This window comes from Chryseomicrobium excrementi (assembly GCF_002798305.1).
GTDB classification, from domain to species: domain Bacteria; phylum Bacillota; class Bacilli; order Bacillales_A; family Planococcaceae; genus Chryseomicrobium; species Chryseomicrobium excrementi.
In genome coordinates this window covers 340,430-361,796 of the sequence record NZ_PCGR01000002.1, presented here as the reverse complement: position 1 = coordinate 361,796, position 21,367 = coordinate 340,430, and the positions used below count along the sequence as shown (strand labels likewise).

19 protein-coding genes are annotated in these 21,367 nt (G+C 46.8%); 9 read left to right on the top strand and 10 right to left on the bottom strand.

The genetic code is table 11. The features are described 5' to 3' along the window. Positions 1-12: 12 nt before the first annotated feature. Together CQS04_RS06430 and CQS04_RS06425 are read right to left on the bottom strand one after the other, a co-directional pair. Positions 13-1,203 carry a glycine C-acetyltransferase gene (locus tag CQS04_RS06430; protein ID WP_100353342.1) on the bottom strand — a complete coding sequence of 397 codons (1,191 nt, stop codon included), beginning with the start codon at positions 1,201-1,203 and terminating at the stop codon, positions 13-15. 47 nt (positions 1,204-1,250) lie between these two features. Then, a complete protein-coding gene (locus CQS04_RS06425; protein ID WP_100353341.1) occupies positions 1,251-1,895 on the bottom strand; it encodes a YczE/YyaS/YitT family protein in 645 nt (214 codons plus the stop codon). Between the two features lie 96 nt (positions 1,896-1,991). Here CQS04_RS06425 and CQS04_RS06420 point away from each other — a divergent pair, with 96 nt between their 5' ends. Then, complete coding sequence (locus CQS04_RS06420; RefSeq protein ID WP_100353340.1) at positions 1,992-4,169, top strand: DNA topoisomerase III; 2,178 nt, start codon at positions 1,992-1,994, stop codon at positions 4,167-4,169. A 230-nt stretch (positions 4,170-4,399) separates the two neighbouring features. Here the strand turns inward: CQS04_RS06420 and CQS04_RS06415 are convergent, their stop codons facing one another. Then, positions 4,400-6,235, bottom strand: a complete 1,836-nt coding sequence (locus tag CQS04_RS06415; protein ID WP_342745762.1) for a cation:proton antiporter — start codon at positions 6,233-6,235, stop codon at positions 4,400-4,402. A 59-nt stretch (positions 6,236-6,294) separates the two neighbouring features. On the opposite strand from CQS04_RS06415, the gene CQS04_RS13750 reads away from it, so the two are divergent. From CQS04_RS13750 to CQS04_RS06405, 3 genes are read left to right on the top strand one after another with little or no spacing between them, the layout of a single operon-like run. Next, complete coding sequence (locus CQS04_RS13750) at positions 6,295-6,471, top strand: PAS domain-containing protein (protein ID WP_165775472.1); 177 nt, start codon at positions 6,295-6,297, stop codon at positions 6,469-6,471. Positions 6,472-6,523: 52 nt separating this feature from the next. After that, the gene (locus CQS04_RS06410; protein ID WP_094943536.1) at positions 6,524-6,706 is read left to right on the top strand and encodes an SE1832 family protein; all 183 of its coding nucleotides are present in this window, start codon (positions 6,524-6,526) and stop codon (positions 6,704-6,706) included. Positions 6,707-6,757: 51 nt separating this feature from the next. Further along, on the top strand, positions 6,758-8,338 hold the full coding sequence (locus tag CQS04_RS06405; protein ID WP_100353339.1) for an ABC-F family ATP-binding cassette domain-containing protein: 1,581 nt from the start codon (positions 6,758-6,760) through the stop codon (positions 8,336-8,338). 41 nt (positions 8,339-8,379) lie between these two features. Here CQS04_RS06405 and CQS04_RS06400 read toward each other — a convergent pair whose 3' ends face one another. Together CQS04_RS06400 and CQS04_RS06395 are read right to left on the bottom strand one after the other, a co-directional pair. Further along, entirely contained in the window at positions 8,380-8,922 is a 543-nt protein-coding gene (locus CQS04_RS06400; protein ID WP_094943533.1) for an RNA polymerase sigma factor, read from the bottom strand. Between the two features lie 267 nt (positions 8,923-9,189). Beyond that, complete coding sequence (locus CQS04_RS06395) at positions 9,190-10,458, bottom strand: hemolysin family protein (protein WP_100353338.1); 1,269 nt, start codon at positions 10,456-10,458, stop codon at positions 9,190-9,192. A 150-nt stretch (positions 10,459-10,608) separates the two neighbouring features. On the opposite strand from CQS04_RS06395, the gene CQS04_RS06390 reads away from it, so the two are divergent. Continuing rightward, positions 10,609-12,003 carry a dipeptidase gene (locus CQS04_RS06390; protein WP_100353337.1) on the top strand — a complete coding sequence of 465 codons (1,395 nt, stop codon included), beginning with the start codon at positions 10,609-10,611 and terminating at the stop codon, positions 12,001-12,003. A 477-nt stretch (positions 12,004-12,480) separates the two neighbouring features. Here the strand turns inward: CQS04_RS06390 and CQS04_RS06385 are convergent, their stop codons facing one another. Next, positions 12,481-13,035, bottom strand: coding sequence for a nitroreductase family protein (locus CQS04_RS06385; RefSeq protein ID WP_100353336.1), 555 nt, complete (start codon positions 13,033-13,035; stop codon positions 12,481-12,483). Between the two features lie 96 nt (positions 13,036-13,131). Between CQS04_RS06385 and CQS04_RS06380 the strand changes: the two genes are divergently transcribed. From CQS04_RS06380 to CQS04_RS06370, 3 genes are all read left to right on the top strand, one after another. After that, positions 13,132-13,707: a glycerol-3-phosphate acyltransferase gene (locus tag CQS04_RS06380; protein WP_100353335.1), complete on the top strand. Its 576-nt coding sequence runs from the start codon at positions 13,132-13,134 to the stop codon at positions 13,705-13,707. A gap of 82 nt (positions 13,708-13,789) precedes the next feature. Further along, positions 13,790-14,635 carry a DegV family protein gene (locus tag CQS04_RS06375; protein WP_100353334.1) on the top strand — a complete coding sequence of 282 codons (846 nt, stop codon included), beginning with the start codon at positions 13,790-13,792 and terminating at the stop codon, positions 14,633-14,635. A gap of 70 nt (positions 14,636-14,705) precedes the next feature. Next, a complete protein-coding gene (locus CQS04_RS06370) occupies positions 14,706-15,737 on the top strand; it encodes a DUF2804 domain-containing protein (protein ID WP_100353333.1) in 1,032 nt (343 codons plus the stop codon). Positions 15,738-15,802: 65 nt separating this feature from the next. On the opposite strand, the gene CQS04_RS06365 is transcribed toward CQS04_RS06370, so the two are convergent. Further along, positions 15,803-16,507, bottom strand: coding sequence for a glycerophosphodiester phosphodiesterase (locus CQS04_RS06365; protein WP_100353332.1), 705 nt, complete (start codon positions 16,505-16,507; stop codon positions 15,803-15,805). A 93-nt stretch (positions 16,508-16,600) separates the two neighbouring features. Here CQS04_RS06365 and CQS04_RS13745 point away from each other — a divergent pair, with 93 nt between their 5' ends. Beyond that, positions 16,601-16,750 (top strand): hypothetical protein, encoded by a 150-nt coding sequence (locus CQS04_RS13745; RefSeq protein ID WP_165775471.1) that lies wholly within the window; start codon positions 16,601-16,603, stop codon positions 16,748-16,750. Positions 16,751-16,916: 166 nt separating this feature from the next. Here the strand turns inward: CQS04_RS13745 and CQS04_RS06360 are convergent, their stop codons facing one another. The 3 genes from CQS04_RS06360 to CQS04_RS06350 are packed head-to-tail and all read right to left on the bottom strand — an operon-like array spanning position 16,917 to position 21,332. Next, positions 16,917-17,786 carry a GNAT family N-acetyltransferase gene (locus CQS04_RS06360; protein ID WP_100353331.1) on the bottom strand — a complete coding sequence of 290 codons (870 nt, stop codon included), beginning with the start codon at positions 17,784-17,786 and terminating at the stop codon, positions 16,917-16,919. Next, on the bottom strand, positions 17,783-19,612 hold the full coding sequence (locus CQS04_RS06355) for an ABC transporter ATP-binding protein (RefSeq protein WP_100353330.1): 1,830 nt from the start codon (positions 19,610-19,612) through the stop codon (positions 17,783-17,785). The genes CQS04_RS06360 and CQS04_RS06355 overlap by 4 nt, the downstream gene beginning before the upstream one ends. Further along, positions 19,596-21,332, bottom strand: a complete 1,737-nt coding sequence (locus CQS04_RS06350) for an ABC transporter ATP-binding protein (protein WP_100353329.1) — start codon at positions 21,330-21,332, stop codon at positions 19,596-19,598. The genes CQS04_RS06355 and CQS04_RS06350 overlap by 17 nt, the downstream gene beginning before the upstream one ends. Positions 21,333-21,367: the final 35 nt, after the last annotated feature.

Here is a 21,367-nt window from a genome sequence, read left to right as displayed (position 1 = left end):
TTTCCAATCTATTTAGCTGATAACGCCAAGCTCTTTTCCGACTTTCTCGTAGATTGCAAGTGCGTCGTCAAGCATTTCTTTCGTGTGGGCAGCCGTTGGCATGTTGCGCACGCGGCCTGTGCCTTTAGGGACTGTTGGGAAGACGATGGATTTTGCATAGACGCCTTCTTCTGCCAAACGTTTTGAGAACTGTTGAGTCAGCTTCTCGTCCCCAATGATGGTTGGTGTGATCGGTGTCTCTGAGTGCCCGATATCAAAGCCCAATTTCTCAAGACCGGCTTTGAAGTAGTTGCCGTTGTCCCAAAGCTTGTCGTGAAGCTCTGTAGAGTCCAGAAGCATCTGTACAGCTGCTGTGATAGCCGCTACGTCTCCTGGTGGAAGAGCTGTCGAGAACAAGAATGGACGGGAACGAACTTTCAACCAGTCAATCAGTTGTTTCGAACCTGCCACGTATCCTCCGATCACTCCGATAGCTTTTGAAAGCGTACCGATTTGGAAGTCGATTTCTTTTTCGAGACCGAAGTGTTTCACAGTCCCTTTCCCTTTACCCATAACGCCAGAACCGTGCGCGTCATCGACGTACGTGATCAAGTCGAACTCGCGAGCAATCTCCACGATTTCAGGAAGCTTCGCAAGGTCGCCATCCATAGAGAACACGCCATCCGTGATGACCATGATTTTGTTGTATTGGCCAGATTCTTTCGCTTCTTTCGCTTTTGCGCGAAGGTCTTCCATGTCGTTGTGCTTGTACGCGATGATTTTCGCACGAGACAAGCGGCAGCCATCGATGATGGATGCGTGGTTCAACTGATCCGATAGAATCGCATCGTTCTTGTCCATGACTGCTGAGATAGCGGCCATGTTGCAGTTGAATCCAGATTGATACGAAATCGCGGCTTCTGTTCCTTTGAACTCCGCAAGCTTTTCTTCAAGCTTCACGTGAAGGTCGAGCGTTCCGTTGATTGTACGAACGGCACCAGCACCAACACCGTACTTGTCTGTTGCTTCTTTTGCGATGCGCTTCAACTCGTCGTTTGTCGCAAGGCCTAAGTAGTTGTTTGAAGATAAGTTGATCAGGTCTTTGCCGCCGACCTTGATGATGGGACCATTTGGGCCTTCCACCGGATCGATTTCATTGTAGAGACCTTGATCCTTCAATTCGTTTAAGTTGAGTTCTAAAAATGAATCAAGTGATTTAGACATGTTCTTCTTCCTTTCCTAGCTGGAATAAAACGTTCAGTAGTAGTGTATCATTTATGGCCCGGTTTTGCCTTCACATCAAACGGTTCTTGTGAAAGCTTTTCTATCAGCTTCTCGACAGCGGGAAGCGTGTAATGCACCAATTGGCCGAGTCCAAAGGCAATCAACAGGGTCCCGACACCGAGCGGACCTCCGAGCAACCACCCGATGAATGCAACGCCCATCTCCATCGACGTCCGAATCGTCTTGACCTTCGCCCCCGTCTTTTCAACAAGTAACATCATGATGGAGTCTCGAGGACCCGCACCAACGCGAGCTGCCACATAGGTACCGGCACCGATTCCCATGACGATGACTCCGAGTACGAAGAGAATCGTCTTCACAAGAGTCGTTTCTGGGTCAGGTAGCAACCAGTTATAAAAATCGATGAATGCACCGATCAGTAAAATGTTCAGCCACGTCCCAAGGAGCGGGATGCGTTTTTCAAATACGACGACAATTCCAATCAGCGCGAAGCCCAGTAAAATAGACCACGAACCAATCGTCAAACCAAACAGCTGAAACAGTGCCACATGCAGGACGTCCCAAGGACCGATTCCTAGGTAGTCTCCTTTGATCGTCAACGTTATGCCGAGCGCCATCAACAAGAGTCCAATCAAATAGACACTCCAGCGCACGATGTAATTCTTTCTCACAGTAACCCTTCTTTCTTACACACTCCTCTAAGTATACGACATGAGGTCAAGCCCCGGATATGGTAAGATAGGGACACATGAAGGAGAGATACTAGTATGAAAAAAGTAGTTTTAGCAGAAAAACCATCTGTCGCACGCGACATTGCTCGTGTCCTGAAATGCACGAAAAAAGGGAACGGCTTTTTAGAAGGCGACAAGTATATTGTAACGTGGGCACTTGGCCATTTAGTGACCCTTGCAGACCCTGAAACCTACGACAATAAGTACAAGTCATGGAATTTAGAAGACTTACCGATGATGCCGGACAAACTCAAACTTACGGTCATCCGCCAATCCAGCAAGCAGTTCCATGCCGTAAAATTGCAACTTGAGCGAAATGACGTTGACGGCTGGATCATTGCAACAGATGCTGGTCGTGAAGGCGAACTGGTCGCTCGTTGGATTTTTGCGAAAGTGAAAGCGAAGAAGCCGATTCAGCGCCTCTGGATCTCGTCTGTTACAGACAAAGCTATCAAAGACGGCTTCGCAAAACTGCAACCAGGCCAAAAATACGAGAACCTTTACCATGCAGCCGTAGCTCGCTCTGAAGCGGACTGGTATGTCGGACTTAATGCGACACGTGCACTTACGACTCGTTTTAACGCACAGCTCTCAGCTGGACGCGTACAGACACCAACAGTCGCCATCATTGCTGCTCGTGAAGAAGAAATCAAAAATTTCACGCCGAAGACGTATTACGGTATTCAAGCCATCACGAAAGAAGGGTTGACGCTGACGTGGCGCGACGCGAAGTCTGGTGCGAGCCGTTCCTTTGATGCAGCGAAAATTAAAGAGTTAGTGGCAGCGGTCGATAACCAACAAGCCGTCATTACAGCGCTCGATGTGAAAAAGAAAAAGACCTACTCTCCTGCCCTTTATGACCTGACAGAACTGCAGCGGGACGCCAACAAACGATTCGGCTTCTCTGCTAAAGAGACGCTCAGCACGATGCAGAAGCTCTATGAACAACATAAAGTGCTGACGTATCCGCGGACGGATTCTCGTTACCTATCAAGCGATATCGTGCCGACACTTGCGGAACGTTTGAAGGCTTGTGCAATCAGCGATTACCGTTCCATTGCGAACAAGATTTTGACGAAACCGATTAAAGCATCTAGTTCGTTTGTAAACGATGCTAAAGTATCCGATCACCACGCCATCATCCCAACGGAAGAGCCTGTGAACTTAAGTGCGATGAATGACAAGGAACGCAAGATCTATGACCTCGTAGTCAAGCGTTTTCTAGCCATCCTCATGCCTGCTCACGAATTCGAACAGCTTACGGTCGTCACTCAAGTTGGCAAAGAAGAATTTGTAGCGAAAGGAAAAACGGTTCTTCAACAAGGCTGGCATGAAGTAATGAATAATCACGAAGACGAAGAAGATGAAGTTGCAGAACAGACTTTGCCGAAGCTCGAAAAAGGGCAGAAGCTCACTATCGATTATGTACGTGAGACATCTGGGCAAACTAAGCCACCTGCTCGTTTTACGGAAGCGACACTTCTGTCTGCGATGGAAAACCCAAGTGGTTATTTAGAAGACTCGAACAAACAGCTCGCCGATACACTCAAAAAGACTGGCGGTCTCGGAACCGTGGCGACACGCGCCGATATTATCGAGAAACTGTTCAATTCGTTCTTGATTGAAAAACGAGGAAAAGATTTGCATGTGACGTCTAAAGGAAAGCAGCTTCTCGACCTTGTCCCGCAAGATTTGCGTTCTCCTGAGATGACAGCAGAGTGGGAAATGCAGCTTGAAGCCATCGCTACTGGGAAGAAGAAAAAAGAGGCATTCATCCAAGAGATGAAGCAGTACACTCAGAAAATCGTACAAGAGATCAAATCGAGCGACGCAAAGTTCAAGCACGATAATATCTCGTCCAAATCGTGTCCAGACTGCGGCAAACCAATGCTTGAAGTGAACGGCAAAAAAGGCAAGATGCTTGTCTGTCAGGACCGCGAGTGCGGGCACCGCAAGAATGTATCGCGCGTCACGAACGCTCGCTGCCCTCAATGTAAAAAGAAACTTGAATTACGTGGTGAAGGCGATGGCCAGATCTTCGTATGTAAGTGTGGCCACCGTGAGAAGTTATCCGCGTTTGAAGCACGCCGCAAGCAGCAAGGTACCGGAAAAGCGGATAAACGCAGTGTGCAGAAGTACATGAAAGAACAGCAAAAAGACGAGCCTGTGAACAATGCGCTTGCAGAGGCATTGAAAGGTTTAAAATTTGATTAAAGACAGACAAAAGAGGCTTGGACATAACTCATCCAGTTCCACGAAATTAAAGATAATAGAATTAAAAATGGGTAGGGGTGACTCCAGCGGGATTAAAGCGGAAGCTGAGACCTTCGCTCAGCCCGCGCCCGCGGAACGCTTCCCCTACACACAATAGAACATACAAAAGGGAGTTTCTCATCACACGAGAAACTCCCTTTGCTGGTTTTTGTACCAGCCCCTTTTTCATATTATTGATTTTTCATGGAGGAGATCCGTTCCTGTGCTTTCTCCATTTCTTTCACTGGAGGCGCCAGAGATACGAGTGTATCCCCTGCTTTTAATGTGAGCTTCCGCTTCGGTGCCCAGAACTGGACCGATCCATCTTCTCGTTTAATATACAGTAACAAGCTTTTGTCAGGACGCGTCTTAAAATAATCGTCCTCTGTGAATTTGTCCGTCAAAGTGGTCTTCCGGATCACGTGTCCTCGGACAATCCGAGAATTCAATGAATAGATATCAGCTTGCTCATCAAATAATACAATGCCACCAAGCGACGGATGGTAGTCTTCTTTATCCGCCCTATAAGGTGCTGTCTGGAACAACATCTCTCGCCCAATCTCGGGAATAAAGTTCGATGAGATCAACGCGTTGTAAGCATCGGTCTCTGTTGCAGCAATCATGACCGGATACGGAGCGAAATCAAGCGAGTACTCCGTCTGCTCCGATAAAATGTCGCCGCGATACGTAGGGATTCCCAGTTTTCTCGCAAAGCGCAGGTGTTCCCAAGAACTGTCCACAATCAATGTCTCGACTCCATCGTTCTTCAAGGACTCTCCAAGTTTTGCTGAAAATTCGGTCCCCCCTACAATCAGAACTCCAGGTCGATCGGAAGCAGCGAGATCCAGCTTTTTCGCAAGCCAGCCGATTGAAAATCCATGGAACACAACTGTCGAGAACACTAGCGCAAATGTGAGCGCCGTCAAAATATCCGCATCTTGATAGCCGTTCTCCGTCAATACTCCCGCGAAATACCCCGATACAGTGAGCGCTACGATTCCGCGCGGTGCAATCCAGCCGATCAATGTCTTTTCTTTCCAGTGTAAGTCTGTACCAATTGTCGAGACCCAAATAGACAGCGGACGAACTACAAAGAGCATGGCCGCCACGAACACAATGATGCGCCAGTCGAAAATGGCAAGCAGTGTCTCTGCTTGTAAGGAAGCCGTTAACATCACGAATATCGTAGATATCAAAAGCACTGAAATATTTTCTTTAAAATGGCGAATATCGTTGATTGAGGCAATGTGCATGTTGGCCATCATGATCCCCATGGCCGTTACAGCAAGAAGTCCCGTCTCATGCATGACTAAGTCGGATACAACAAATACGAGCAAGACGACTGCAAACAATACAGGAGCTTTCAAATACTCCGGAATCATCCCTCTCTCGAGCATCTTCCCTTGTCCCCAACCGACGCCAACACCTAAGAGCGTTGCAAAAATAGAAGCTCCGAAGAATAGTAAGAATTCTTCTAAAGTAATGGTGCCCCCTGCAAATTTAATAAATTCGTAGGCAAATACCGCAAGTAAGGCTCCAAACGGATCGACCACGATCCCTTCCCATTTCAAAATGGCCGCAGGGCGAGATTTCAGCTTGGCTTGTCTGAGGAGCGGCAAAATCACTGTCGGGCCTGTCACGATGAACAAGCCTCCAATAATGAAGGCGACCTCTAATGACAAACCAGCTAAATAGTGTGCCGCAAGAGAACCTGCAATCCACGCAATGAATGCGCCAAGTGTGACGATATGTGTCAGCGGCTTACTGAATGTCTTCACTTCTCGGAAATCCAAATTCAAACTGCCTTCAAACAAAATGATGGCGACAGCGAGGGAAATTAATGGACTAAACAATTCTCCAAGACTCGCCTCAGGATTGATCAAGCCGAATACGGGTCCGACCAGCAAGCCCACAATCGACATGATGACGATGGCAGGCATCCGAAATCGCCAAGCGAGCCATTGAGAGAAGATACCTAAGAAAATGATGACCATTAACACAACTAATAATGAGTCCAAAATTTCCACTCTCCTTTCGCATAGTTTCTTAATTCGTTCATAGAGTGAATTATAGAGGAAAAAGGAGGATGAATGCTATAAAAATTGCCTATCTTTTCGATCCGACTACAGAAATGACTGGTTATGCACGAAAGCGTGCGGAATACTTCCAACAGCAGCTCGAAAAGCTCGCAAGCAGCTTACATCCTGAAGACCTTCTCCTCGAGCTCAGGACACTTGCCGAACTTCGGGAATTCACATCCTAGTAGGTAGTGTGGTAAACTAAAGGGTAGATTGTCACGAAAAGGAAGTAATTAGATGACGAAGCATGAGCTTGAACAACAAATCGCTGAACTGAAGATGGACTATGTGCGCCTCCAAGGAGACATGGAAAAGCTTGAATCGACGGGTCATCCCGCGATGCTCGAAAAAGCGGAGCAACGACTCGCCGCAATGGAAGCCCAGTTACAGGAATTGAACGAAGCGCTCGCTAAGATCTAATCTAGCGAGTTTTTTTGTGCAAACTATATCGTAAGGATCGAGGAACCAACCATGAGTTTATTAACAGTAGATAATTTAGGACACTCCTTTGGAGACCGTACCCTATTTAAAGATGTATCGTTTCGTTTAGTCGAAGGCGAACACGTCGGCCTAGTCGGCGCAAACGGCGTCGGAAAATCCACGATGATGTCCATCATCACAGGAGAACTTGTTCACGATACAGGACGCGTTGAATGGCTGCCAGGTACGCATTACGGCTATTTGGATCAGCATACACGGTTGCAACCAGGGCGTTCGATGATGGATACACTGCGCGATGCGTATTTGCCACTCTATGAAAAAGAAGCGAAGATGAATGACATCGGCATGCAGATGGCGGAGGCCTCGCCAGAAGAACTTGAACAGTTGCTCGACGAGATGGCAGAGATTCAAGATGCGTTGGACGCTGGCGATTTCTACACACTTGATATGAAGATTGAAGAGGTTGCACGAGGACTTGGCCTAGATGCAATCGGCCTTGAAAAACCGGTTGATGCCTTGTCAGGTGGACAACGTACAAAAGTTTTGCTTGCCAAACTTCTTTTGGAGAAGCCAAAAGTTCTCTTACTCGATGAGCCGACCAACTACTTGGACGAGGAGCACATCAATTGGCTCGCAAACTATTTAAAGAACTATCCGCATGCTTTCATGCTGATCTCCCACGATACGGAGTTCATGAACAGCGTGACGGACGTCATCTTCCACTTGGAATTCTCGAAGTTGACGCGCTACACAGCGACATATGAAAAATTCATCGAGCTTGCGGAGCTCCACAAACGCCAGCACATCGATGCTTATGAGAAACAACAAGACTTCATCAAAAAGCAAGAGCAGTTCATTGCGAAGAACAAAGCGCGTTACTCGACTACAGGTCGTGCAAAGTCTCGTCAGAAACAACTGGACCGCATGGAGCGAATCGACCGTCCAGAGACAGCACAAGACGCGCAGTTCAGCTTCAAAGAAGCACGTGGTTCCAGTCGTTATGTAGTAGAAGCAGATCACTTGGTCATCGGCTACGATAAGCCGCTTCTACCTCCCCTAACGTTCTCGATTGAACGTGGTGAGAAAATTGCCTTAGTGGGAATGAACGGTGTCGGGAAATCGACACTTCTGAAGACAATGCTTGGCAAGATTCCTGCGCTTGATGGGAAAATTGCCCGCGGAGACTTCTTAATTCCTGCCTACTTTGAACAAGAAGTGAAAGCTGGAAATGTCACGCCGATCGACGACGTCTGGGGAATGTTCCCTAGTATGGATCAGCACCAAGTCCGTGCAGCGCTAGCCCGTACAGGATTGAAAAATGATCACATCTCACGCCCTCTTTCTAGTTTAAGTGGGGGCGAGCAGGCGAAAGTTCGTCTGTGTAAACTGATGCTTGATGAGAGTAACTGGATGCTGTTCGATGAGCCGACGAATCACTTGGACGTTCAAGCGAAAGCAGAGCTTAAACGCGCGATGCAAGAATACAAAGGCACGATTGTGCTCGTCTCTCACGAACCTGATTTTTACGAAGGTCTGGTTACGAAGGTTTGGAATGTAGAGGAATGGTTCTCGACAGGCGAAGAATTTGTTGAAGAACGCACAGAAAAATAAGCATAAAAAATCCCAAGACCACGCGTCTTGGGATTTTTTTATTAAACAAGCAACATTTCTGCTGTTTCTGCGTCATTTAAGATAAGCTCACGTAATCGCTGCTTCGCACGGAATAGACGAGACTTTACCGTCCCAATCGAAACTTTCATCATTTCAGCGATTTCGACTAATGATAACTGTTTTACATAGAAGTAAAAGACCGTTTTGCTGTAGATAGAATCCAGTTCGCCGAGTTTCTTTTGAATCAACTCGCTGACATCTGCTTTTGCCAACTGATCTTCAATCGGTAACGTATCTGCTGCAATCAAATCAAGGATGGAGACATCCAGTTGATCGGGTTGTACGACCATGTGCTTGCTGCGACGAACGTCTTTGCGGTATTTGTCACGGAAGGTATTCATCGTGATGGTCGTCAACCATGCCTTCTCGTGGTCTACGTTTTCTAGATACGATTCATAACGAACGACTTTCATCCAGACGTCTTGCATAAGGTCTTCAGCTTCTGCTTGGTTTTTCGTGAGTTTTAGACATAAGTAGTAAATTGAGCGATTGTGTTGTTCATATACGGTTTCAATCTTAGACATGATTGTTCCCCTCCGGTTCATTTCTTTGTAAGGCTATCTTCTCAAACAATTACCTTACGAACCATCGAGTGTTCTTTCATGTTCATTACACTTGTGTAATCTATACTATCCAGCTATTCACCTGAGAAGTCTTTTCCATATTTCATAGTGTCCAGTTACACCGGCTAGAAACACACTCAAAAATCAAACGGACCTAATGAGGCAAAGTACGCCTCACTAGGTCCGTCTGATTCCCGAGAAGTTTCTGACCAAGCCGGTTCCACATTTCTATGCACGAGCTAGTTCGTTTTCCTCTTGTTCTGTTGTATCGTGAAGTTTCGTGACTGTCAGCTTGACGATGCGGTTGCGGTCCATCTCGTTGACTTCAAAATGTAAGTTCTCGAATGTGACCGTTTCTCCTTCGTCTGGAACATGACCGAGAAGCTCCATGATAAAGCCTCCGATTGTTTCATTTTCCGTTTGGATATCCATCTCCATCAAATGATTGAAGTCTTCGATTTCAAAACGAGCGGCACAGATCAAACGGTCGGCAGTATGTTCATATACCAGTGGCTCGTCGTCTTCATCTGTCTCGTCTTCAATCTCTTGACCAATCATTTCTTCGATAATATCTTCGTGCGTCACAATTCCAAGTGTTCCACCGTACTCATCCAAAACAATAGCCATGTGCTTTTTCTTCGCAAGCATCTGTTTGTAGACTTTCTCGACACTTAAAGATTTGACAACGAATAGTGGTTCTTGATCCACGAACTCTTCAAGCTGCCGCTCTGGGTTCATCGTCCACTCGATAAAACGCTTTGTGTAAAACATGCCAATGATTTGGTCCATGCTGTCTTCATAGATAGGAAAACGCGTGTATTTATTTTCTAAGATGATGCTGCGGACTTCTTCAAACGTCGCTGTCGTCGGAATTCCAACAATCTCTGTACGGTGTGTCTCGAGTACATCTTCCACATCTTTATGTGGGAAATCGAGAACTCCTTTTAATCGCTCGGACTCGTCCTCTTCAAACGTTCCTTCTGTAGACGCAATATCTACCATAGAACGAAGCTCTTCTTTTGTCAGCGTCGCCTCTTTAACTGCGCCTTTTGACAAGATGCGGATAAAGATGTTCGTCAGCTGTGCAAGCAAGAACGTGATGGGACGAAGAATTTGAACTAGAAGCCCAATGATCGGAGCTACTAGATACGCAATACGATCTGAGAAGGTTACAGAAATCGTTTTTGGCAAGACCTCTCCAAAGATAATAATCAATACCGTCAAGACAGCCGTAGCAATGGCCACATCCCAACCGTATTGTAACGCGATGATTGTCAACAAGGTCGGCATCGCGATGTTCACGATGTTGTTTCCGATCAAGATTGTTGTAATCATTCGGTCCGGCTTAGAAAGAAGCACTAATAGCTTTTGAGACGCACGGTCTCCTTGCTCCGCTCTAAGCTGGACCTTCATCCTATTGACTGCAGTTAATGCAGTTTCACTGCCGGAAAAGAAAAACGACAGTGCTAAACAGATGCCTAAATAGACAAATTCCATTGGTTTGTTATTCCCCCTATGTACTAACGTTCAAAAATTATAATAGAACCACTATATCATATTTCCTCGCAAACTTGCATTTGAAGCTCTGCTATTCTGAAAGTTTGCTATACTTAAACAGAGATTCTAACTACAAGAAAGAGGGATTCGATGCACTCACCACAGCTAGATCGTTATTTCGCAGACCATCGCGAGACGCACTTGGCGGAATTGAAAGAATTTTTAGCGATTCCAAGTATTTCTTCGTTATCGGAACACAAAGAGGATATGAAGAAAGGAGCCGAATGGTTGGCAGAGGCTTTGAAAAAAGCAGGTCTTGAAAACGTCAAGATCGACCCAACTGCAGGTCACCCAGTTGTCTATGCGGACTGGTTACACGCTCCAGGAAAACCAACGATTTTAATGTACGGCCACTACGATGTGCAACCAGTAGACCCGCTTCACCTTTGGGAGACAGCTCCATTCGAAGCGACCATTCGTGACGGAAAGATGTTCGCACGTGGCGCAAGTGATGACAAAGGTCAGGTCTTCATGCATGTAAAAGCTGTAGAAGCGTTACTTAAAGAAACAGGCGAACTTCCGGTCAACATCAAATTCTTAATCGAAGGCGAAGAAGAAATCGGTAGCCCGAACTTAGATGCGTATGTGGAAGAAAACAAAGAAGCACTTGCAGCGGATGTGATTGTGATTTCTGATACTGGCATGCAAGGACCTGGACAGCCAGCAGTCTGCTATGGTCTTCGAGGTCTTGCCGGTATCCAAATCGATGTGAAAGGTGCAAAAGGCGACTTGCATTCAGGTCTTTACGGCGGTGGCGTTCAAAATGCGCTACACGCAATCGTAGAGCTGCTCGCATCGTTCCGCGACAAAGAAGGCACGATTCAAGTTGACGGGTTCTACGACAACGTCCGCCCTCTTGCTGACGAGGAGCGCGAAGCTTATGCTGCACTCAACTTTGATGAAGAGGCGCTGAAGAATGAACTTGAAGTTCCCGCTCTGTTCGGCGAACCTGGTTATACACATCTAGAACGCGTGTGGGCTCGTCCAACCCTTGAAATCAACGGCGTCTTCGGTGGCTTCTCAGGCGAAGGCATCAAGACCGTGCTTCCAAACGAAGCCGGTGCGAAAATCACGTGCCGTCTTGTACCCGATCAAGATCCAGATGAAATCGTGGCGAAACTGAAAGCACACGTCGAAGCGAACAAACCTGAAGGTGTGGAAGTGACGGTTTCTGAGTTCGATAAAGGAAAGCCATTCATTACTCCTTATGACCACCCTGCTATCCAAACTGCAGGTGCTAGTTATGAAGCAGTCTACAATGTACCAACTGCTTACGTCCGTGGAGGCGGCTCGATTCCAATCGTGGCATCTTTCGACGAAATCTTAGGGCTTCCTGTCGTATTAATGGGCTTTGGTTTGGCAACAGAAAACTTCCACGCTCCAAACGAGCACTTCCACTTGGAGAACTTTGATAAAGGATTACGTGTGATCGGCAATTACTATGAGCAGATGGCGCAGTACACTCCTGAACAATTGAAGAAGTAAACCGATCCGGCCCTTGTGCCGGGTTTTTTTAATCTCTACCAACCTAAAAAGCTTGTTCTCGTGTTCTTTTCACCTGAGATACTATTTCCAAGGGGAGAACCTGCGAGTCTCCTCGCGCTACACCTCGGTTAAAATCACTAGAAACTCATACGAGATATAAGAACGGCAGAGCATGGATTACGGGCGACTGCGGGGTCTCGCAGAACCTCTTAATACCCTGGGAAATGGTATCTCAGGCTCATACATCCCATAGATAGAATTAATTCAACTACTCAGTTTCTTAGATGAGATACTTTTAGCAAAACATATCATATACGTGTAGGGGTGACTCCAGCGGGATTATAAGCGGAAGCTGAGACGTTGGCTCAGCCCGCGCCCGCGGAACGCTTCCCCTACACGTAAAGACAGGAAAAAAGGTAGTTTCTCAAACTTCATGAGAAACTACCTTTTCTATGATTTGGCTGGGATTATTCCCACTCACTCAAAGTATTCAAGAATGTCTTCCACAGGTTTCCGTGGCTTTGCTTTCGGCATATCATCAAAATGCCCGAACTGCAGCATGCTGATGATGCGTTCGCCCGGCTTAACTCCTAAAGTCTGACGGAATTTTGGATGGTCGATAAACGGAGGAGTCTTCCAGCAAGAGCCGATCTCCATCTCCCAAGCAGCCAGCTGCATGTTTTGGATCATCGCACTAACTGCACTGAAATCTTCTAAGCGCTCTTTTTGACGAGCATCTTCAGGAACAATCACAAATAAAACTGCTCCAGGCTGCATAAACTTAGCTAACGCAGTTTGTAGCTCTTCTTCCGACATATCGCGCCACTTCGGAACAGCTACTTCTTTGATGGCGTCGATCATGCGGTCCATCGCTTCTCCAACAGCTCCTACTAAGCGCCAAGGTTCACGTGTTCCGTGGTTCGGAGCCCAAGTCCCCGCCTCCACGATTTGTTTCAATTGCTCTTTTGTAACGGGGTGTCCGTTAAATTTTTTGATTGAACGTCTTGTTTCAATGGCTTCACGTACATTCATCGTGCATCTCTCCTTCTCTTTCCCTATTCTATCAAATACCAAAGCGCTTCCGCCACATGGTACACTGAATAAAAATGGACTAAGGGAGCAGTGTGTATGATTCAGTCGGGGTACTGGGTGGTCAGTTATTTAGTGGGAACTATTTTGACTGCTTGGTTTGTTGGAAAGTGGAAAGGCGTGGATCTGCGGCAGCATGAAAGCGGCAATCTTGGAGCAAGGAATGCAGGTACGGTTCTTGGTAAAGATGCCTTTTTAATCACGTTCATTGGAGATGCTGGAAAAGGGGCGCTCATCATCGGACTCGGCCACTGGTTGAACCTTTCGCTCGTAGAAATTGCAATTGGAGGAATCCTTGCTGTAATCGGACATCTCTTCCCCATCTGGCTAAAAGGTCGCGGTGGCAAAGGCATTGCGACGTTCATTGGTGTGACACTTGCTTTTCATCCGCTCGCTTTTCTCGCAGTGGTCGTCGTCTTCCTCGTAGCATTTGCCAGTTTGAGAAGCGCGACGCTAGCCATGAATCTTGCTTATCCAGCATACGCAATTGCACTATTTTTCTTAGAAAATGATATTTTCGGCTATCTATTTTCGATTCTCGTCGTCTTGATTTTATGGAGGCACCGTTTCGACACGAAAGAGTCTTGGGACGCGCGTTGGTGGCACCATCAATAATTTCAATTTTTGCTTAATTTGAATCTATATCATGCTATACTTATTATTCAAAGAATACTATTAAAGGAAGTGTACATACACGATGACGAAAATTGCATGGGTCACGGATAGCAGCGTCTATCCTTCAGAAAAATTGAAACAGCATCCAGATGTTCATATCGTACCTCTAGCTATTCATTTTGATAACGAGACCTATCTTGATGAGGTTTCTATTACAAAGACAGAAGTCTATGACCGCTTAGCTAACGACAAAGAAAAGGCAAAGACATCCCAGCCTCCTGCAGGCGAATTCGCCAAGCTTTATGAAGAGTTAAAAGAGAGCTATGACGCTATCATCGCGGTTCATCTTTCGAACGAGTTAAGCGGCACGATCGCTTCTTCCAAAAGTGGCGCTGAGATTGCAGAAGTGGATATTCACTTAGTAGACTCCCACTCCCTATCTGCTGGAATCACGGATTTGATCGAATTTGGATTAGAACTTCAATCTCAAGGTCAACCACCAGAAGAAATCGCAGAAACTCTTCGTAACCGCGTTAAAGATTTTGAAAACTACATTTTGATTGGCAGCTTGGATCAGTTGTACCGCGGCGGTCGTCTGAGCAGTGCGCAATTTTATCTAGGCAACCTTTTAAAAATCAAGCCCATCATTCACATTGCGCCTAACGGGAAATTGAACGAAGGTGAAAAGGTTCGCTCGATGAAAAAAGCTAAGCAAGCTCTACTCGACAAAGTAGCTGCTTCTTACAACAAGCAACCGATCCGTAAAATCTACTTGATGCACGGGAATTGTGAAGACGAAGCAAACGAGTTTGCGAAATCTCTTCAAGAAGTTGCCCCTGATAGTGAAATCATTGTCGGCGATATCAGCACGGTACTTGCGGTTCATGCGGGTCAAGGCACACTTGCAACACTTTGGTATAACAATTAATCATTTCGACACACATGGGAAAGATGGAACTATGTTACAGTTATCGTAGAAACGATTCGAGGTGACTGCCATGGCAACCAAACAACATAAAGAATCTCTCTTAGAACACCCAGTAACCCTTTGTGACGCAAAAGGGCAGCTCAATCCGCTGGCAATCGGCTATGCGAAGACTCCTCTCATCGAGAGCAATTTGAGCGGCCACTACATGCGTAAGAAAAAGTGGAACTACTGGTGCGTCTTCGGAGAGGAAATTTTATTCTCTGCAACCATCAGTCACATGGACTATGCAGCTGTTTGCTTTGTCTACTTGTTCCATTATGAATCCCAGCAAATGATTGAAAAGACCGTCACCATTCCACTCGGACGCGGCGTCTCTCTATCACCCCACGTCCTAGGCCCAGCGACTGCGACTTCTAACGAGATGCAGCTTCGCTTTATACCGAAAGACGGCAACAAAACGTTGCTAGAAGTGATAATCGACGATTTCGACGGCGAACCTTTAAGAGCCGAACTGCTAATCAAACATCCCGTGGATCAAGAATCGTTGAACGTCGTCATCCCTTGGGACCGCAATCACTTCCAATTCACCGCGAAGCACCATACACTTCCCGCTGAAGGCACCGTCTCGCACGGAGACCACGTCTACACTTTTGAAGATGACGAAAGTTTTGCCGTCCTTGATTATGGACGTGGCATTTGGCCACGATCCGCTACTTGGAACTGGGGCTTCGCCTCCCAGCGCATCGGCAACCGAAAGATCGGCTTGAACTTTGGCGGTAAATGGACAGACGGTACAGGGATGACAGAAAATGCGGTCCTTATCGATGGCAAACTCTATAAAATCAGTGAAGATGTTTTGTTCACTTACGATTCCAACGACTTTATGAAGCCATGGACCCTGAAGACGAAGTTCTCATCGGATGTCTCTCTAACTTTCATCCCGTTTTATGAACGTGTAGCTCGGACGGATGTCAAACTCGTCTACTCAGAGGTGCATCAAATGTTTGGCTACTTCAAAGGAACGATTCATTTAGAAGGGTACGGGAAAGTCGTGATTTCGCATATGCTCGGTTGCGTGGAAGAGCATATAGCGAAATGGTGAGCAAACTCGAAAACCACTAAAAACTATAAAAACTCGTTCTCCCAAAAGGAAAACGAGTTTTTTTGTTAAATAAACTTCTCAGGAAAGTCAGTAAAGATGGCATCTACTCCGACCTCTTCAAGCAGCCGGGCATAGGTTTCATCATTGACTGTAAACGCCCGAACCGGAATGCCTGCTGCTTTCAACTCATGCCCCATACGACGAAGCGCTGTCGGAAAGAAGACGTGCGCGGCAGGCGACGGGATTTGTTTCAAGTAGTTCGGAAAATCGATCATCACTTCCATCGTCAGGCACGCCGTTTCGATATCTGGATACTCTACAGCCACATAGCGCAGCACTTCATGATCAAACGATGAAAGGATGACCCGGTCTTCAAGTTCCATGAAACGAATCAGCTTCATCACTTGATCTGCCATTCCTGGATACGGAAAAATATCAGATTTCAGCTCAATATTTAGCACATGATGCGTACCTGAAAATAGTTCGAGCACTTCAGATAGAAATGGAATCCGCTCTCCAGCAAACTCCTCACCCATCCAACTTCCGGCATCTAAAGCTCGCAACTGATCACTCGTCATATCCTTCACAAAGCCTTTACCATCCGTTGTGCGATCCACGAGTTCATCATGAATAACCACCAGTTCCCCGTCTTTTGATAAGTGAACATCGAGCTCAATGCCATCAATCGGGAGCTCGCGTGCTGCGCGGAAAGCGGCCAACGTGTTCTCCGGGTAGGTGCCTGAGCAACCCCTATGTGCAAAAATCTTCACTGCATTCGCTCCTTTTTTAAAAAGCTCCCAGGGAAGATTTCTAAAGCGAGTGTACTTGCTTTATGGAATCTTCCCTAGGAGCTGCTTTGGTTAATGAAAAACTCTGATGCAGAAGAAATCAACTTTCATGTCGAACAAATCGTGCTCGATGTAGAAGAAATCCCAACGCATGGAGAACAAATCGTAATTAATGAAGAAGAACGCACGCTCAACGCCTCAGCGAGGGGCGTTCTTCACATCTAATCGAAATCGAGTTGCGCCTCCTAGAAGCTCCACATCTAATCGAAATCGAGTTGCGAACGCCAGAAATCCCCATCATAACCATTCACCCCAACCGAGGCAAAGTGCGCCTCAATTGGTGCGCCTGGTTTTGATGAAATTTCTAGAGCGGCGTTCTTCACATCTAAAACTAATTCTTCCAGTACTTCGTATGATTCACCGTCTGAAACCCGACGCGTTCATAGATCGACAATGCCGTCTCATTGTCCGTCTCTACATCTAGGTAGACTACTTTCAAGCCTTCGTTGTAGGCATATTGTTGCGCGTAACGGAGCAGACTGCTCGCTACTCCTTGGCCGCGCGCCATAGAATGTACAGCTAGTGCTGTTACCCAAATGCGCTCGCTCTCGCGAACGATAGTCATCGCACCGATGGCTTCACCGTCTGCATGGGCTAAAAAGAATTGGCGGTTCGGCGCGTGAGTCGTAAATTCAATCAACGCGTCGACTTCTTCTGAAGAGTCACCAAATGCATTCTCGATGATGCCTTTTAAGCTCTCAAGATCGCTCTCCTCATCAAATGGGCGTACTGTCAAATCGGCATCAAGTTCTACAGGTTTGGCGAGTGCTTTCATCGTCCTTTCAGAATACGCATATTGATAGCCAAGTTTCTTTAAAAACGCAGCAGAGTGCGGGCTATTGGATGGGTTCATCGCAGTCTGCGAGTTGAAATCGCGTTTTTCAAACTCCTCAATCAATCGTTCATAAATCCGAACGCCAAGTTCTTTACTGCGACGCTCTGGATGTACCATAATGCTCCATTCGTAATCGCGTGTATTGATCGGATCGATTGCCGAAGCAAACCCGAGTAACTCATCTGTCTCTTGGCTGTAAGCTAGTAAGCAAAAGCCATAGAAGTGAGGATCTTTTAAATTTTCGACGCCAAAGATCGGCGCGTAGCTGATACTGTCCTTGGATGATGCGGCGGTAACGAGTTCACTGATTTCTTGCCATGTTTCCTGGTCAACAGGCGTCGACACGACTACTAAATCTTCTGTCATTCGTTTTCTTCCTTTCCAGACATGAGCATTTGGTAATAGCGCCCCTTCTGTTCAAGTAGCTGCTGTTGCGGACCTCCCTCGACAAGACGTCCATGTTCCATTACAAAAATCATATCAGCTTGGCGCACGGTATTCAATCGGTGGGCAATAACAAAGCTCGTCCGCCCTTCCATCAAACGCTCCAACGCTTCTTGAATTTTCATCTCCGTCACGGTATCGATGCTTGATGTGGCCTCATCAAGCAACAAGACTGCAGGATCTGCGACCAAAGCACGTGCAATGGACAACAGCTGCTTCTGCCCTTGCGAAATCTCGCCTCCGTCTGCATTCAGAACGGTCTGATAGCCATTCGGCAACTTCATGATAAAATCGTGTGCATTGGCTTGCTTTGCTGCTTCCATGACTTCTTCATCTGTCGCGTCGAGCTTGCCGTACCGAATGTTCTCCATGACCGTCATTTCGAACAAGAACGGGTCTTGAAGTACAAATGCCATTTGGCTGCGTAATGTTTTACGTGGAATGTCTCTAATATCGATGCCATCAATGCGAATGGCCCCATCGTCCGTCTCATAAAAACGAGCGAGCAGTTGCATGATCGTCGTCTTCCCGGCACCTGTGGCTCCGACAAGAGCTGCCGTCTGCCCCGGTCGCACTTCAAACGACACATGGTCGATGATCGGCTGGGACTCTTCTTTGTTGTAGCGGAATACGACGTCTTTGAATTCGACGTGGCCTTTTAATGTGACATCATTTTCAGCAAGACCCGTATCTGCTTCCGGCTCCTCGTCGATGATTTTAAATACACGCTCCGCCCCTGCAATCGCAGACAAGACTGTGTTGAACTGGTTCGAAAGATCATTCAGTGGTCGCGTGAACTGCCGTGCGTACTCGGTGAAGATGACGATTTCCCCGATGGAAATCTGATCATAGAACGCAAGCACTCCGCCAATTGCTGCTACCATCGTAAAGCTCAAGTTGTTCAGTAAGTTCATTACTTTTGGAATGAATCCTGAGTACGTCAGTGCCCAGAAGCCCGTCGTACGAAGTCGAGTACTCTTTGCTGAGAACTCCTGCATCATGCGCTCTTCTTGAGAGAAGGCCTTGACGATACGCTGCCCAGAAATGGTCTCTTCAATCATCCCGTTCAGTTCTCCAACAGCTTTTTGCTGCTCTTTGAAGAGCTTCGACGTACGTTTTGTGATCCAGCGAATGGCCACGAACATCACAGGCACAATGGTGAGCGTAATCACGGTCATCAGTGGGCTTAAAAGTAGCATGACGACCGTCGTTCCGATTAGAGTCAAAATACTCGAAAACACTTGAATGAAAGATGTATTCAAAGTCTGGCTGACGTTTTCAATATCATTCGTCACACGAGACATCAGTTCCCCATGTTGACGGCGGTCAAAGAACGATACAGACAGACGTTGCAAGTGGCTGATGAGTGTCGTTCGCAGACGGTAAATGGTCTGCTGCGCGATACCGATCATCCAGTAGTTCTGTAGGTATAAACTGACTGACCAGCCAACATAAATGACAGCAAGCCAGATAATGATAGTAGAAAGCCCGGACAGGTCCCGGTTCGTGATGTAGTCGTCAATAATCCGTCCAACTAGATAAGGACCTGCTAAAGCGAGTACGGAAGATACAAGAACAAGTGCCAACACGACAATCAACAAAGCGCGTTGTTCATCGACAAATTGCCAGATGCGGTACAGCACAGACTTCCAGTCGGATGCTTTATCGACTTTCTTCTCAGATGTCCCATTGATATCTTCTTTAGTTAAAATCGGTTCATATCCAAACGGCTTACGAAAGAAGCTCATGTTCATCGCCTCCTTCTTGTTGCGACTGCGCAATCGCGCGGTATAAATCAGATGTCTTCATCAGTTCATCATGAGAACCAAAGGCAGCGACACGGCCTTCATTCAATAGAAGGATAGCGTCTGCCCCTTTTGCCGTCCGAATCTTTTGCGTGATGACAAGCATCGTCGCAGATTCCTCATCGAGCGCTTCCCACAGAGCATTTTCCGTGTTGACGTCAAGCGCACTCGTACTGTCATCTAACAATAGAATTTCAGGGCGTCGTACAATGGCGCGCGCAATAGACAAGCGCTGCTTCTGACCACCGGACAAGTTGACTCCCTTTTGCCCGACTCGCGTCTGGTACTGATTCGGGAACTCTTCGATTGAAGAGTGGATCTGTGCTTTGCGAGCTGCATTTACTAGCCACTCTTGCTCCGCTTCCGTGTCTCCCCAACCTAAGTTCTCTTCAATACTGCCTGTAAACAGGATTGATTGTTGTGGCACATAACCAATCGTCTCTCGGAGTTCTCGTAGCGGCCACTGCTCGATGGCAAGCCCGTCAATACGAATCGTCCCGCGTGTCACTTCAAAGAAACGCGGAATCAAATTGAACAGCGTCGACTTCCCAGCACCAGTCGCCCCCATCACAGCTAGCTTTTGACCGGACTTCAAACGGAAGGACACATTCTCCAACACCCATTCCTTCGCATTCGGATAACGGAACGATACGTTTTCAAATTCGATTTCTCCATATGCACGACGAGGTGACTTCCCGCTATCCAGACCCTTTTCAAGCTCTTCATCGACAAGGAGCACTTCCTCCATACGCTCACTCGAAGCCTTCGCACGAGAGAAGAAGATAATGATGAAGGCAAACATCGAGAATGCACCTGTCATTCGCATGACGTAGTTGACGATGGCTACTAGGTCTCCTAGTGGTGCTTCACCTGTGTTCACCAGGTCTGCTCCGAACCAGAGGACCGCAAGTAAACTGATGTTCATCACAAGAAGGAGCACCGGAAGAATAAACTCCATGATGCGAAACGCGGTGACGTTGACGGAACGCAACTCATCTGCGACACCATTAAAGCGCTCTGCTTCATAACGCCCACGCAAGTAAGCTTTAATGAGACGCACAGCTTGTAAGTTCTCTTGAATCTGACGGTTCAATCGGTCGAGCGCTTTTTGAACGCGAGTGAACATATGCATCCCTTTGCGACTCATCCAGTACATAAAGATGAGTAAGAACGGGAATCCGATCACTAAGTACACGGCAAGTGAAGGGTTCACAAAGAACGCCATGATGATACTCCCTATGACGACAAGTGGCGCACGGAGCATAATACGAAGTCCCATGAAGATGACGTTTTGTGTCATCACGACATCTGTTGTCAGACGCGTGATCAAGCTAGCGTTCGGAAAGCGCAAGAACGCGGTCATCGTAAAGTCTTGCACTTTTCGGAACAAAGCCATGCGAATGTCATAGCCGTAGCTCTGTACGATATGAGATGCAATGACGGTATTGGTAATGGCACCAAAGAAGGCGACGAACGAGATGACGACCATAAAGATTCCGAGCTCTAAAATCACTTGTGGATCATTAGCCAAAATCCCATCATCAATGATTTTTGCAATCAATAAAGGCTGAATAAGCTCGACGGCAAGTTCAAGAAACATCAAAAACAACGCCAAGATGACGAGGCCCTGGTAAGGTTTTAAATAGGAAAAGACTGTTTTCATTACACACCTCAAAATTCTTCGTAATACGAATTAAT